This is a genomic window from Neobacillus niacini, from assembly GCF_000759675.1.
GTDB lineage: Bacteria > Bacillota > Bacilli > Bacillales > Cytobacillaceae > Neobacillus > Neobacillus niacini_A.
On the sequence record NZ_BAWM01000004.1, the window covers coordinates 196,506 to 211,339 of the forward strand.

The 14,834-nt window shown below is 36.7% G+C and carries 12 protein-coding genes; 3 read left to right on the forward strand and 9 right to left on the reverse strand.

The window, feature by feature from the left end; translation table 11 throughout:
• Positions 1–2: 2 nt before the first annotated feature.
• From TR08_RS02050 to cyoE, 4 genes are all read right to left on the reverse strand, one after another.
• Positions 3–632, reverse strand: a complete 630-nt coding sequence (locus TR08_RS02050; protein ID WP_045515417.1) for a cytochrome c oxidase subunit 3 — start codon at positions 630–632, stop codon at positions 3–5.
• Positions 632–2,503 carry a cytochrome c oxidase subunit I gene (gene ctaD, locus TR08_RS02055; protein ID WP_045515418.1) on the reverse strand — a complete coding sequence of 624 codons (1,872 nt, stop codon included), beginning with the start codon at positions 2,501–2,503 and terminating at the stop codon, positions 632–634. Before ctaD ends, TR08_RS02050 begins: the two co-directional genes overlap by 1 nt.
• A gap of 31 nt (positions 2,504–2,534) precedes the next feature.
• Positions 2,535–3,593 carry a cytochrome c oxidase subunit II gene (coxB, locus tag TR08_RS02060; RefSeq protein WP_045515419.1) on the reverse strand — a complete coding sequence of 353 codons (1,059 nt, stop codon included), beginning with the start codon at positions 3,591–3,593 and terminating at the stop codon, positions 2,535–2,537.
• Positions 3,594–3,777: 184 nt separating this feature from the next.
• A complete protein-coding gene (gene cyoE, locus TR08_RS02065) occupies positions 3,778–4,716 on the reverse strand; it encodes a heme o synthase (RefSeq protein ID WP_045515420.1) in 939 nt (312 codons plus the stop codon).
• A 586-nt stretch (positions 4,717–5,302) separates the two neighbouring features.
• Here cyoE and TR08_RS02070 point away from each other — a divergent pair.
• The gene (locus tag TR08_RS02070; protein ID WP_045515421.1) at positions 5,303–6,208 is read left to right on the forward strand and encodes a COX15/CtaA family protein; all 906 of its coding nucleotides are present in this window, start codon (positions 5,303–5,305) and stop codon (positions 6,206–6,208) included.
• Positions 6,209–6,254: 46 nt separating this feature from the next.
• Here TR08_RS02070 and pyc read toward each other — a convergent pair whose 3' ends face one another.
• The 3 genes from pyc to TR08_RS02085 form a co-directional block, all read right to left on the reverse strand.
• Positions 6,255–9,695 (reverse strand): pyruvate carboxylase, encoded by a 3,441-nt coding sequence (gene pyc / locus TR08_RS02075; RefSeq protein WP_045515422.1) that lies wholly within the window; start codon positions 9,693–9,695, stop codon positions 6,255–6,257.
• A 60-nt stretch (positions 9,696–9,755) separates the two neighbouring features.
• On the reverse strand, positions 9,756–10,961 hold the full coding sequence (locus TR08_RS02080; protein ID WP_045515423.1) for an FtsW/RodA/SpoVE family cell cycle protein: 1,206 nt from the start codon (positions 10,959–10,961) through the stop codon (positions 9,756–9,758).
• 172 nt (positions 10,962–11,133) lie between these two features.
• Positions 11,134–11,415 carry a YlaN family protein gene (locus tag TR08_RS02085; protein ID WP_045515525.1) on the reverse strand — a complete coding sequence of 94 codons (282 nt, stop codon included), beginning with the start codon at positions 11,413–11,415 and terminating at the stop codon, positions 11,134–11,136.
• A 174-nt stretch (positions 11,416–11,589) separates the two neighbouring features.
• On the opposite strand from TR08_RS02085, the gene TR08_RS02090 reads away from it, so the two are divergent.
• Positions 11,590–12,087, forward strand: a complete 498-nt coding sequence (locus TR08_RS02090) for a hypothetical protein (protein WP_045515424.1) — start codon at positions 11,590–11,592, stop codon at positions 12,085–12,087.
• A gap of 62 nt (positions 12,088–12,149) precedes the next feature.
• Here TR08_RS02090 and TR08_RS02095 read toward each other — a convergent pair whose 3' ends face one another.
• The gene (locus TR08_RS02095) at positions 12,150–13,478 is read right to left on the reverse strand and encodes a PhoH family protein (RefSeq protein ID WP_045515425.1); all 1,329 of its coding nucleotides are present in this window, start codon (positions 13,476–13,478) and stop codon (positions 12,150–12,152) included.
• Positions 13,479–13,679: 201 nt separating this feature from the next.
• On the opposite strand from TR08_RS02095, the gene TR08_RS02100 reads away from it, so the two are divergent.
• The gene (locus TR08_RS02100) at positions 13,680–14,267 is read left to right on the forward strand and encodes a YhcN/YlaJ family sporulation lipoprotein (RefSeq protein ID WP_045515426.1); all 588 of its coding nucleotides are present in this window, start codon (positions 13,680–13,682) and stop codon (positions 14,265–14,267) included.
• A gap of 18 nt (positions 14,268–14,285) precedes the next feature.
• On the opposite strand, the gene TR08_RS02105 is transcribed toward TR08_RS02100, so the two are convergent.
• On the reverse strand, positions 14,286–14,741 hold the full coding sequence (locus TR08_RS02105) for a pyridoxamine 5'-phosphate oxidase family protein (RefSeq protein WP_045515427.1): 456 nt from the start codon (positions 14,739–14,741) through the stop codon (positions 14,286–14,288).
• Positions 14,742–14,834: the final 93 nt, after the last annotated feature.

Below are 14,834 nucleotides of genomic sequence, written 5' to 3' on the forward strand. Positions count from 1 at the left end.
GTTTATCCCACCATTCCCATTAAATAAACTACTGTAAAAATGAATACCCAAACTACGTCAATAAAATGCCAATACAAACTAGCAACGTAAAATTTAGGGGCATTATATAAATCCAAGCCGCGTTTGGTATTGCGGATGATTAACGTTGTAATCCACAATAGTCCAAATGCAACGTGAGCTCCATGGAACCCTACTAATGTGTAGAATGCAGATCCAAATGCACTGCTTCTAAACGTATGATGATACTCATGCACATAGTGATTGAATTCATAAATCTCTAATCCAAGGAAGGCAAGCCCTAATAATAGAGTTAGGACTAACCAAAGATTCATTTTTTTCGCATTAAAGTTTTTCATGTGATACATAGCATATACGCTTGTTAAAGAGCTTGTTAATAACAGCATTGTAGCTACAAATGTCAATGGCAAGTCATATAAATCTTTCGCTAATGTATGCGTTGAATCAGGTACTTTGTCCTTCAAAGCTAAGTAGGTAGCAAAGAGAGAGGCAAAAAGCACCGTCTCTCCACCTAGGAAGAACCAAAAGCCTAAAAATTTATTCTTTGCTTCAAGGGTTGACTTTTCAGGCTCAGCAGGCCATGTTTCATACGTTAATTTATCTTCTGCGTGCATTATGCCTTAACCCCCTTATCCTCGTCATCAATCAATTCTTCTTTATGAATATGGAAACCATGGTCATCCTTAACAGAACGTAAGAACATAGCTCCAAAGGTAATCAATAAACCAATGATAAGGACTGGAACAGACCATGCTTTATCATCCATATTAAACAATGCACCGAACGCAGCTACAAACAACCCAAATGCGATCACAAATGGCAGGATGGATGAATTAGGCATGTGAATATCTCCTAGTGGTTCAGCAGGAGTCATTCCTTTTTTTCCATCCATCTTTTCTAACCAGTAAGCATCCAATCCACGTACAAGCGGAAGCTGTTTAAAGTTATAGAATGGCGGTGGTGAAGGAAGTGACCACTCGAGTGTTCTTCCATCTCCCCATGGATCATTTCCAACTTTAACATTTTTAACTGAGGTCATGATTATGTTATACAGCAAAACGATAACCGCTAAAGACATAAATGCAGCCCCAATAGAGCTAATTAGGTTTGAAGTTTCAAATCCTTGACCTGGTAAATATGTGAATACACGACGCGGCATTCCCCAAAGACCAAGAAAATGCTGAATAAAGAATGTCATATGGAAACCGATGAAAAACAACCAGAAGGTAATCTTACCTAATGTTTCACTTAACATCGTTCCAAACATTTTCGGCCAATATAGGTGTGTACCAGCAAAGATTGCAAAGACAACTCCGCCAACAATTACGTAGTGGAAGTGTGCTACAACGAAATAAGTATCATGGTACTGATAGTCCGCTGCTGCTGCTGCAAGCATTACTCCAGTTACCCCACCAGCAAGAAACGAAGGAATAAATGCCAAGGCCCAATGCATTGGAGTAGTAAATTTAACACTGCCTCCCCAAATGGTTAATAGCCAGTTGAAAATTTTAATACCAGTTGGAACACCAATTGCCATTGTTGCAACAGCGAAAATCGCATTGGCAACAGGGCCTAAACCTGTTGTAAACATATGGTGTGCCCAAACCATGAAGCCCAAGAAGCCAATTAATACAGTCGCAAAAACCATTGAAGAATATCCAAATAAACGTTTTCTTGAAAAAATCGGGAATATTTCCGAGAAAATCCCAAAAGCAGGAAGTATCAAAATGTAAACTTCTGGATGTCCGAATATCCAGAATAAGTGCTCCCAAATAACTGTATTTCCACCCATGGTGGTAACAAAGAAATTAGACCCGAACATACGGTCAAACATCATTAAGACTAAACCAACTGTTAAAGGTGGGAAAGCAAATAAAATAAGTGCAGAAGTGACAAATGTTGTCCATGTAAACAATGGCATTCTCATATAAGTCATTCCAGGTGCACGCATGTTAATAATCGTTACTAGGAAGTTAATACCACCTATTAGTGTACCTAGACCGGATATCTGTAGTCCCAATACGTAGAAATCAACCCCATGACCTTTGGAGGCCATTGCCAGGGATGCATATGATGTCCATCCTGCGTCAGGTGCTCCGTCAAAAAACCATGAAAGGTTTAGAAATACTCCTCCGAAGAAGAATAACCAAAATCCTAAAGCGTTGACAAATGGAAACGCCACGTCACGGGCACCAATTTGTAATGGCATTACCGCATTCATAAAAGCAAAAACAAGCGGCATTGCTGCAAGGAATATCATCGTTGTTCCATGCATGGTAATAATTTCATTGAATAATCCTGCACTTACAAAATCATTGTTAGGTACTGCAAGCTGGATACGGATAAATACAGCCTCAAGTCCGCCAACTACAAAGAATAATCCACCTGCAATAAGATATAGGATTGCGATCTTTTTATGGTCAACAGTCGTAAGATAGTCCCATATAGTCGCACCGAAACCCTTTTTTTGTGCGTAGGTACTCACAATTTTACCTCCCTTTCTACCAATTCCCCTATTATTCCTGAACTTTTAATCCCATTAAATAAGCAGTTAAAGCATTAAGCTGATCTTCAGTTAATGGATCATATTTATCAGTCATTAAATTTCCTGGCTTGTATTTTTCAGGTGTGCGCAACCAATTTTTTAATTCATCTTCATTATGGTCTAAGACACCAGCTATACGTGAGCGTTCTCCGAAGTTTGTCAAGTTAGGTGCAAACCTTGCTTCTGGAGGTGTTGTATTTGATGGAGTTACAGCATGACAGCTGATACAGCTTTGATTAAAGATATCTTGACCTTGCTGAGCCAAATCTGTTTCAGCTTTTGCAGGTTCTTTAACCTCTTTCATATCGGCGACCCAGTTATCAAAGTCATCACGGCTCAATGTTTTAACTTTAAAGTCCATTAATGCATGTGATGGTCCACAAAGCTCAGCACACTTCCCGTAAAATAAATCTCCAGCTTCTTCTGCCTTCTTGCTGTCAAATTCTAACCAAAATTTATTAACATTCTCGGTATTCGTATCAAGCTTTCCGCCTACCGCTGGAACCCAGAAGGAGTGTTTAACATCAGAAGATATTAAATTAAAATATACCTTTTCATCGGTCGGAACAACTAAATCTTGACCAGTAACAATGCCTTGACCAGGATATTCAAATTCCCACCAATATAAATTGGAACGAACATTGATGACAAGCGCATCTGAACCTTTTTTATCCATTGGTGAAACATCTGCTAATTTAAATGTAGCAGAAACCGTTGGAACCGCTAAAAGCAATAGTAATAAAATTGGTATAACTGTCCAAATAATTTCTAGTTTGTGACTTCCTTCAACCTGTTTTGGTATCTTTTCATCTTTTCGTCTAAATTTAAATAAGACGATAAAAAAGATTACCATTACAACTACAATAACCCCTACCATAATCAATGTACTAAGTTTCATCAGATCATATTGAATCTCTGCAACTTCACCAGCAGGCCTTAACGTCGATAGGAACGGTTCGCCACATCCTGAAAGGATAAGCGAAAGAATCGCAAATATCGAGAGCAAACGCCATTTTGCAAGCCTTTTCATAGCTAAATCAAACCCCTCTTTCGCTAAATAATTTCTTTAAATATCTGTGATCAAAAATGTATGTAGTATTATTCCTTCTTAATTGTAAAAAGAAACACGGAGGCAAAAAAGTTATTAATGCCTCCAATATTTTTTTATTACTAGGAATACTTATATTCCCCTTATTTAAGAAAGAACATTCTAGCTAAACCAATGTAACAATGACCATTGCGACAAAAATAATGGTTAAATATTGCAATGAGTACACAAACATTAACTTTGCCCACTTAATATCATCTTTGATCTTATATCCATAAATCCCTAATACAAGCCAACCGATATTTAATACCGTTGCCAAAATTAGAAATGGGATTCCTAATGAAGTAAGTAATATAGGTGTTGGCAGTAGTGCTGCTACCCATATTAAGATGTGTTTCTTTGTTGTTTTAAAGCCCTTCACCACTGGAAGCATTGGGATACCAGCAGCTCTATATTCCTCTACCCTTCTCATTGCAAGAGCGTAGAAATGAGGAGGCTGCCAAATAAACATAATTATAAACAATGACCATGCCATCATATCAAGATTTCCATCTACTGCAGCCCATCCAATTAATGGGGGTACTGCCCCAGAAATACTGCCTATGATGGTATTTGATACCAATTGTCTCTTTGACCATAGAGAATACAGGACAACATAACTAAAAACCCCAAGCAGTCCAATCACTGTTGCAGTTATGGTAGTAAACAATAGAAAAATTGTACCCAGAGCTATTAAGAAAATCCCCAATCCAAGTACTTTTGAAGGAACTATTTTCCCTGTAACTGTAGGTCTTGCTTTTGTTCTTTCCATTAAATGGTCGATATCTCGATCAATATAATTATTTATACTGCATGAACCAGCAATAATAAGGGAGGAACCAAGAATGGTATATAAAACTATATCTAAGTTATTTAGAAAACTTTGACCACTAAAATGCAGAGCAAGCCATAAACCTGTAAATGTCGTAATAAGATTTGAATTTACAATCCCAATCTTTATAAGTGCCATAAAATCTTTCCACATTGTGGCTTTTTCCATATGTGAATTAAGACCGGTTGAGCCATTTTCTATCGTTGCTTCACCGTATGCCTTTGAATTTGGCATCTTTCCCCCTCCTAAATATGTTGTAATTATTATTATAAACCCGATAGATAACTTTACCAAATTATAATGGTTATTTAAAAGCTATTATTATTTTATAATATTGTTATTTAAGGAACACTTTCTCTGTATATTAAATCACACTTTTGTCTATTTTTGTGAATTTTTTTCGAATAATTTATGTCTAAATTGTGTCAGTCAGTATTTAATAAACATTATACTATATTTTAGAATCTTTAGATAATAAAACACACTCTAATTTAAGCAAAATCCAAATAATTTCTTTATGTTATAGGCAACAAAAGGAAATTTAAATGTTGTTTTATATAAGATTAATTTAACCCATTTTATATTACTAACAGACCTTTATCTATTTAGCAATAGTTTTCACTATAATAATAGTAAAAACTCAAAGTTATCCATAAACTTATTTTTTTTAAAAGTTATGCAAAAATTTCAGTTTTAATTCTGTTCTTTTTCCTATGTTTTCGTTATGATAAGTAAGTACTTTTATCGCTTCATATTCAAATCATTATACTTACAAAATATCGAAAGAATTTATTAAACTTTTATTTAAGAAGGTGATTTTTTGCAACGTTCTTTAAAGTGGTTAGCTGTTGCAACTACTATTGGAATGATATTAGTTTTACTTGGGGGAGCCCTTGTAACCAAAACGGAGTCCGGTATGGGGTGCGGAAGATCATGGCCTTTATGTAATGGGGAGTTCGTACCAAGTGATATAACTCCCGAATTAGTCATTGAACTTGCCCACAGACTCGTGTCTGGCTCAGTTGGTTTTCTAGTACTCATTTTATCTATTTGGTCTTGGAAAGTAATCGGGCACATTAGGGAAACCAAATTCCTATCTTTTCTTTCTTTTTTCTTTTTACTGTTACAAGGATTGATTGGAGCAGCTGCAGTAATTTGGGAACAGTCTGACTTTATCCTCGCCCTGCACTTTGGTATATCACTAATTTCCTTTGCCGCTGTATTTTTGCTTACTTTATTAATCTTTGAAATCGATAAAAAGTTTGATGCTGATAAACTCATTATCGATAGGAGAATGGGCTTTCATATTATCTCTATTTCCATTTATAGCTACTTTGTTATTTATACAGGTGCTCTAGTACGTCATACTGAATCAAGCTTGGTTTGCCGTGATTGGCCATTATGTATCAATGATAGCCCAGCGCTGCCAAGTAATCTTTATGAGTGGGTACAGATGGGACACCGTGCAGCAGCTGCTGGTATCTTCATATGGATAGGTTATGTAACTTACTTAGCTATTAAAAAGTATCGTCAGCAAAGAATTATCTATTGGGGTTGGATCAGTGCATTTACTTTAGTATCCCTCCAAGTATTATCGGGAGCACTCGTTATTTTTACCCGATTAAATCTTTACATCGCATTAATGCATGCATTATTTATTACCTGTTTATTTGGTGTTCTAAGTTATTTCCTGCTTTTACTCTCAAGGTCACGAAAGAATCATTAGATATAAAAAAGTTGCCAAGAATTAAATCTTGGCAACTTTTTTTCGATCATTTTTCAAGTTCAAGCAATAAATCTCCGGTTTGAATAGCGTCCTCATTTTTCACGTAAATATCCTTTACTACTCCTGAATATGGAGCTTGGACTGTTGTTTCCATTTTCATAGCTTCCGTGATCAGAAGATGGTCTCCTCGTTCTACTCTTTCCCCTTTTTCCACTAATACTTTGACAACAGTACCAGGCATGGTTGCTGAAATATGCGTTTCATTTTTAGGGTCTGCTTTTAATCTAGATAATACCGCTGCTTTGATACTTTCATCTTTGATATTTACCTCACGTGGCTGCCCATTTAGTTCAAAATAAACAATACGAGTGCCATCCGCCTGCGGCTGACCAATTGAAACAAGTTTTACAATTAGTGTTTTTCCTGTTTCAATTTCCACTTCAATTTCTTCCCCAAGCCGTAGTCCATAAAGGAAAGTAGGGGTATCTAAGAAGGATATATTTCCATATTGGTCAACCGTATTCAAATACTCTTTGTAAACCTTCGGATAGAGTGCATAGGAAATCAAATCAATATCCGAAACGTTTCGGCCAATTTCCTTACCTAACTCTGCCTTTAATTCTGTAAAATTAACATCAGGCAGTAACTCACCAGGACGAACCTCCAAAGGTTTTTTACCTTTTAAAATAACACGCTGCAGTTTCTCTGGGAATCCTTGATGAGGCTGGCCGAGATACCCTTGGAACAATTCAACTACGGAATCTGGAAAGTCTAGAGAGTCTCCACTATAAAGGACATCACTTTCTGATAAATTATTTTGCACCATAAAAAGCGCCATATCACCTACAACTTTAGATGATGGTGTTACCTTTACTATATCCCCAAACATGTGATTGACCCTAGTGTACATTTGCTTGACCTCATCCCACTGATCGCCAAGCCCAACACCCTTAGCTTGCTGTTGGAGATTACTGTATTGTCCACCCGGCATCTCATGCTGGTACACCTCTGAATGTGGTGCAACCATTCCACTTTCAAAATCGTGATAATATTTTCGGACATCCTCCCAATAATAGGAAAGCTGTTCAAGGGAATTAATATTTACATTCGGTTTCCTATCTTTACCTTCTAATGCATAATAAAGAGAATTTGCGCTTGGTTGTGATGTAAGCCCCGCCATCGCACTTAATGCTGTATCCACAATATCTACTCCGCCGTCAATGGCACGAGCATACGTGAAGATACCATTCCCGCTTGTATCATGGGTATGAAGATGAATTGGAATATCAATTGTTTCTTTTAATTCAGATATAAGTCGATAGGCTGCTTCTGGTTTTAGCAAGCCAGCCATATCCTTAATCCCTAAAATATGTGCCCCTTGATTCTCTAGTTCTTTTGCAAGCACCTTATAATAGTTCAAATCATATTTCACTCTTGTTTGATCAAGAATATCGCCAGTATAACAAATAGCTGCTTCTGCAATCTTCCCACTGTCTCGAACTGCTTCAATGGCAATTTCCATTCCTGGTACCCAGTTTAAACTGTCAAAAACTCTGAATACATCAATTCCTTCCTCCGAAGACTTTCTTACAAATTCACGAATAAGATTGTCAGGATAATTTTTATATCCCACTGCGTTGGAACCACGGATTAACATTTGAAACAGAACATTCGGAATTTTATTGCGAAGCATCTGCAATCTTTCCCATGGATCTTCTTTTAAGAATCGATAGGCAACATCAAAGGTTGCTCCTCCCCACATTTCAAAGGAAAACAGGTTAGGCATAAGCTTTGCAGCGGGTTCGGCAATATGCAAAATGTCGGTGGTTCTTACCCTTGTTGCCAATAAGGACTGATGTGCATCTCTAAATGTAGTGTCCGTTAATAATACCTTTTTTTGACTCTTTATCCACTGAACAAGTCCTTCTGCTCCATTTTGGTCCAGAATCTGTTTCGTTCCGTCTTGGTAGTCAAAATCATAGCTTAATTTAGGCACTCGCGGTTTAGAAAACACGGGTCTTTTCTTTTTTTCAACACCCGGGAAACCATTCACAGTAACGGTTCCAATATACGAAAGCATTTTGGTTCCACGGTCCTTACTAACTGGAAATACGAATAACTCTGGTGTTGAATCAATAAATGATGTATCATATTCCCCTCTTCTGAACTTCTCGTGTCTTACTACATTCTCAAGAAAAGGAATATTGGTTTTAATCCCCCGAATTCTGAACTCCCTTAGATTCCGAACCATTTTTGAGGCGGCTTGTTCAAAGGTTAATGCCCATGTAGAAAGCTTCACAAGCAAAGAATCATAATAAGGTGTGATGACTGCACCTTGAAAACCATTTCCTGCATCAAGACGAACACCAAAGCCTCCTCCAGAGCGGTAAGCCATAATTTTTCCTGTATCAGGCATAAAATTATTTAGTGGGTCCTCTGTTGTGACACGGGACTGAATGGCAAAACCGTTAATCCGAATCTCATCTTGTGGAGGAATTCCCACAATTGGGCTGTGTAAATCTTGTCCTTCAGCAATTAATATTTGGGTATGTACAATATCAATTCCTGTTACCATTTCTGTTACGGTATGTTCAACCTGAATCCTTGGATTTACTTCTATGAAATAAAAGTCCTGATCTGAAACAAGAAATTCAACCGTCCCTGCATTTAAGTAAGCTACATTTTTCATTAACTTAACGGCTGCAGAACATATTTTCTCTCTTAATGAATCGGATATAGATACGCTTGGGGCTACTTCTACTACCTTTTGATGACGACGCTGTACGGAACAATCCCTGTCATACAAATGGACAATATCACCATTTTTATCCCCGAATATTTGAACTTCTATGTGTTTTGGTTTCTCGATTAATTTCTCTAGGTAAACTTCGTCACTGCCAAAAGCTGCTTTTGCTTCTGATTTAGCTCGGTCAAATGATTCTTGCATTTCCTCTAGATTTCTAACAATACGCATTCCACGTCCGCCACCGCCAAGGGCCGCTTTAATAATAATTGGAAAACCATGATGGAAGGTAAAGTCCCGAACTTCTTCGATATTTCTGACTGGTCCATCGCTGCCGGGAATTACAGGTATCCCCGCCAATTCTGCTTGTTTTCTTGCTTTGACCTTATCACCGAACATATCAAGGTGATTTGATGTTGGTCCTATAAAAATAATTCCTTCTTCTTCACAACGTTTTGCAAAATGGATATTTTCCGATAAGAAGCCATAGCCCGGATGAATGGCATTTGCACCGCTAAACTTTGCAATTTCAATGATTCCTTCAATGTCTAAATAAGCATCAATTGGTTTCTTTCCTTCACCAACTAAATAAGCCTCATCAGCTTTATAGCGATGATACGCACCTGTATCTTCCCTAGAATAAATCGCAACTGTTTTGATGTTTAATTCAGTACATGCCCGAAAAACCCTAATGGCAATTTCTCCTCTGTTTGCAACTAACACTTTATTGATTTGTCTCGTCAATTGAAGCACCTCTTTCTCTCTCTTTTTGTATAAAAGCGCAGGGACGCAATTTTCCCTGCGCTATGTTCGAAATTGATATACATTTCCATCTTGGTGATTTCTATTCTTTTCTTTTTCTTGTGGCTTTTGTTTATATTTATTTTCATATTTAACAAACATTGAGACATTTACTAGAATACCCGATGCTATTGCTAACTGCAAAAGTGAAGATCCCCCATAGCTCACAAATGGTAATGGGACACCTGTCAGTGGCATAATTCCTGAAACACCTGCCAGATTGATAAACGACTGGATTCCAATCATACTCGATATTCCAATAGCCAATAAACTGCCAAATGGATCCTTACACCTGATTCCAAGATAAATTCCCCTTAAAACAATATAACCTAGAGTAATGATTACAAAGCTGACTCCCCATACTCCTAATTCTTCTGCAATGACTGCCATAATAAAATCTGTGTGGGATTCAGGTAAATATCCTAGCTTTTGGACACTTTTTCCTAATCCTAATCCATTTACACCGCCTGACCCAATCGCTATATATGAATTTGCTAGGTGGAACCCAGAATCAAGTTCATCCTCAAACGGATTACTTAAGACTTCAAATCGTTCCAAACGTTTTTCAGAAAAAATTTCGTCCTGCAAAACTAAAAAGACAGGTGAAATGAGAATCATACCTAGCAATACTAATTTGGTAATATTTTTGAAATTCATTCCAGAGGAGAGAATGATAGTTCCAGCAATTAAACCAATAATAAGTGCTGTTCCAAAATCTGGTTGAAAAGCAATTAAACCAAGCACGATTACTAGGTAGGCTAATGGCGGGAGTACACCATGATTGAACTTGTTAATGTATGCCTGCTTCTTCGCATAAACAGCAGACAAATAAATAATAACCGATATTTTGACAAACTCTGCTGGCTGAATACTAATAAAACCAAAATCATACCAACTTTGAGCATTTCCTCTAACTTGTCCAAATGCAAAAAGACCTAAAAGACCCAAGATAGATAGACCAACCATTGGCAGTAAAAATCTGGTATCTTTCATAATTTTATAAGGAAATAATGCAATAAATATAAAGATTAAACCCGAAGCGATTAGATAAATCTTTTGTTTTTGATAGAAATAATCACTCTCTACTCCATATCGTTGGACTGCCGAAGCCATACTGGCACTATAAACCATCACTAAACCAAATAAAGACAAAAGTACGATTGCAATGATTAATGAATAATCATAGGATTTCAATATTTTTTTAAACATGTGATAACTTCCTCGTTTTTAATATTTTCGTTATTGCTATTATAATAGAAAATGAAACGAATGGGTTGAGGAAAAGTTACATTACTTCAATATTTCGATTAGGAATATTCTGAAAATAGAAATGGTTAATAAAAAACTCAAACAACACATCATCATTGTTTGAGTTTTTTAGCTATTTTCTAATGGATGCATCATGAAGCGCAGATAATTCTCTTTCTAATTTATCTAGTATCTCTTTGCCATCCTTAACATCAATTAAGCCTAATCTGACCGCAAACTCTATCTCTCTAGATAAACCAAACATTTGCGTATCCAATACCTCTTCATAAAGAGGGCATTGAGGCATCGTGAGATTTTCCATTTGCACCTTAATAAGCTTTAATATTTTTTCAGCGTCTGCCTGTAACAAGGCATAGGCTTTTTCCTGATGATTCACAATCATTTCAGACGCCAACATTGATCCCCCCATTCAGAGCGATAACCCAACTTATCTATAAATTTTACCTTTTACCAGAGAAAAATGCAAGAACAATAACTGTCAGGGTTCTTTTGTTCCATCATATTACATATATGACATTCACTCTATTTCACGTTATACTTTAATAGAAATGAACTGGAGGAATGAAAGATGGAAAACATAATTGTACTATCCGGCAAAGTTAACTATTCAATTACTCTCGATCCCACTGTTTGGATTTTTGATGATCGAAAGATTGATTTGACTACTTACTTTTCTACCACTTCTGCACATCCTAACGAACTTGAGGAATATACTAAATCGGTTTCTAAACATTGGGATCGTGAAATAATGGAGGGTGCTGTCTATCCGCCAACCTTAAAAACAGAGAAGAAATATGAGAAAGAAAAGGTATTAACAGGAAGTTTTGGTATCCCGTTTCAGCCTTTTTTAAAAAATGCCGAGCCAGTTGAAAATGCTGCGGCTTTAGTCATAAAAACAGCAACTTCAGAACATGAGGTATCTCTCGATAAGGCAAAGGACCTAATTTTAGGTTTTTCAGAAGTGGGGAAACCACTTTCAGAAGATGGACCTGTCCATGTTTATTTTGGAGATGGATCTAACCAACAACACCCCATAAAAAATGTAAGAGAATTTATTATTAAATAATAAACAACGGGTGCCAATTTGGTACCCGTTTCTCCGTTTATATCATATTTTTCTTTAGCAAGTTAAAGCAAGTCTGCTGCCAGTCTTGCTAATCCGGAACGCTCTCCTTTCAATAATTTAACATGTCCGGAAATAACTTGGTCTTTAAAACGTTCGACCACATAGGTTAAACCATTATTGTAGGCGTCAAGATATGGATGATCTATTTGTTCAGGGTCACCCATTAAGACAATTTTACTGCCCTCACCCACACGTGTTAAGATTGTTTTCACTTCATGTTTAGTTAAATTTTGAGCTTCATCAATGATAATAAATTGCTTCGGCAGACTTCTTCCACGTATATAGGTTAAAGCCTCTACCTCTATTGAACCCATTCCTGCAAGAATGGCGTCCAATTCTCCAGGTTTCTTAGTATTAAAAAGATATTCAAGGTTATCAAAAATTGGCTGCATCCAAGGTCTAAGTTTTTCTTGTTTTTCTCCAGGTAAATATCCTAAATCCTTACCAACTGGGACAATAGGTCTGGCAACTAACAGCTTTTTAAATTCTCTAAAGTCCTCTGTCTGCATTAACCCGGATGCTAAAGCCAGCAAGGTTTTTCCTGTCCCTGCTTTTCCTATTAAGGTTACAAGCGGTATATCTTTACGAAGCAGTAACTCGATTGCCATTGTTTGCTGTACATTCCTTGGGTGAATCCCCCATACATGTTCTTGATTTATGACAAGTTTCTTTACTTTTTGCCTTGATTTATCCACCATCCCCAATGCGGATGCAGATCCTCCTAACGCATCTTTCATAATTAAGAATTGATTCGGATAAAATGAATATCTTCCTATTTCTGATAAAAGTAACTCACCTTTTTCATAAAAAGTTCCCAGCAATTCTACAGGTAAAAAAACTTCTAAAAAACCTGTGTAAATATGGTCGATCTCGACCACTCTGTCACTTAAAAAATCCTCTGCAGTTAACCCAATAGCGTCTGCCTTTACCCTGACTAATGTATCTTTACTTACTAAGATTACTGGTTTTCCATTTTCTTTTTGTTGTTCTTCTGTTGATAAATTTTTTGCTACTGCAAGAATTCGATTGTCATTAGTTTTTTCCACAAAAATTTCCTGTAGTTCATGAAAAGCACGATGATTAAGTTCAATTCTAATGGTTCCGCCATTTTCAAGCGGGATTTTTTCATGAAGCTTACCTGCTGCTCTCAATTCATCAATTAATCTTGATACATGTCGGGCATTTCTCCCTATTTCATCCATGTATCTTTTCTTTGAGTCCACTTCTTCAAGGACAACTGCAGGAATGACTACTTCATTATCTTCGAATGAGAATATGGAATACGGGTCTTGTAATAAGACGTTTGTATCTAACACGTATATTTTACTCAAAGCGACGCCTCCACTTTTTCTAGTTGTTGGCTTGTTAATGGTGCATACAAACCGATTGCTAGATAGGACTTTGGTAAAATATATGTTTGTTCGAATAAAGATAGAAGGATTTCCGCACAATAAATGTAAGTTGATTCTAACAAAACTCGAGTGTTCTTTATGAATCATTTATACAACTCTTTGTGGAGGTGGATAATTTAAATGAAAAAGGTTTTGATGTTTACTACCTTATTATTGATCTTAGCTGCTTGTAACAACAACACCAACAATGCTCAAAATAATGAGAAGCAATCATTAGTTAACGTAAAGAACAGCTATATCGAAGAGGTAGACCGGAAAACGGGTCAGGAAATTTCCAAACGATTAGTTGAACTTGCCACGAGTATACCAAATGTTCACGACGCAACGGCTGTTGTGATCGGCAGGTATGCCATAGTAGGTATTGACGTAAATTCCAAGATTGAACGATCACAAGTTGGGACAATAAAGTATTCAGTAGCCGAAAGCCTAAAGAAAGACCCTTATGGTGCACGTGCAATCGTTATCGCTGATGCAGACACCAATCAGCGATTGAAAGAAATTTCAGCCGATATCCAAAAAGGCAGACCAATACAAGGTATAATGGAAGAACTAGCCGATGTTGCAGGCAGATTAATGCCTGAAATCCCTGGAGATATGATAGATCCTAATCCTAAAAACGCTCCTGAGGAACCAAAGAAAAAGCTGCCTGATGATCAAAAAAGAAGTTTAGAAAAAGATCAAGAAGAGCAATCCAATCATTATAAATAAAAAAGCTTAGTCGTTAGACTAAGCTTTTTTCATTGCTTCCATTACCTGCTTATCTAGTCTGGCAGCCGCATTTTTGTCATACGTTTTGTCATACTGTGGCTCTGTGACAATTTTTGAACCATAGAACATAACGTCTCTAACCTCGTGAATCCTTATTTCGATCAATGCCAGCTTTAAAGGAACGTCCTGCATCCGCTCTTCTTTCAAGGAAGCTTCACCTTGTATGGAATATGTAGATTCATTAGCAATTAAATTGATAACAACTTTATTATTTTGTGTGATATTTTGAATAATTCTAGATTTATTATCTACAGCAAAATAGATTGTTTCTTCATCTTTTGCTAAAATCCATGATATGGCGCTAACATTTGGACCACCTGTTTCATAATCTACTGTTGCTAATGTTACAAACCTTTCTTTCTGCAACTCATCAAATAACGGCTTAATGAGTCTTGGTTCTACTTGATTCGGCATACTTACATCCCCTTCATTCAATTCCTTACAGCTTTATGCCATAAAAACAGACAATCTCATAGTACTATTATCTGTTTTATTCAGCAACTTAAT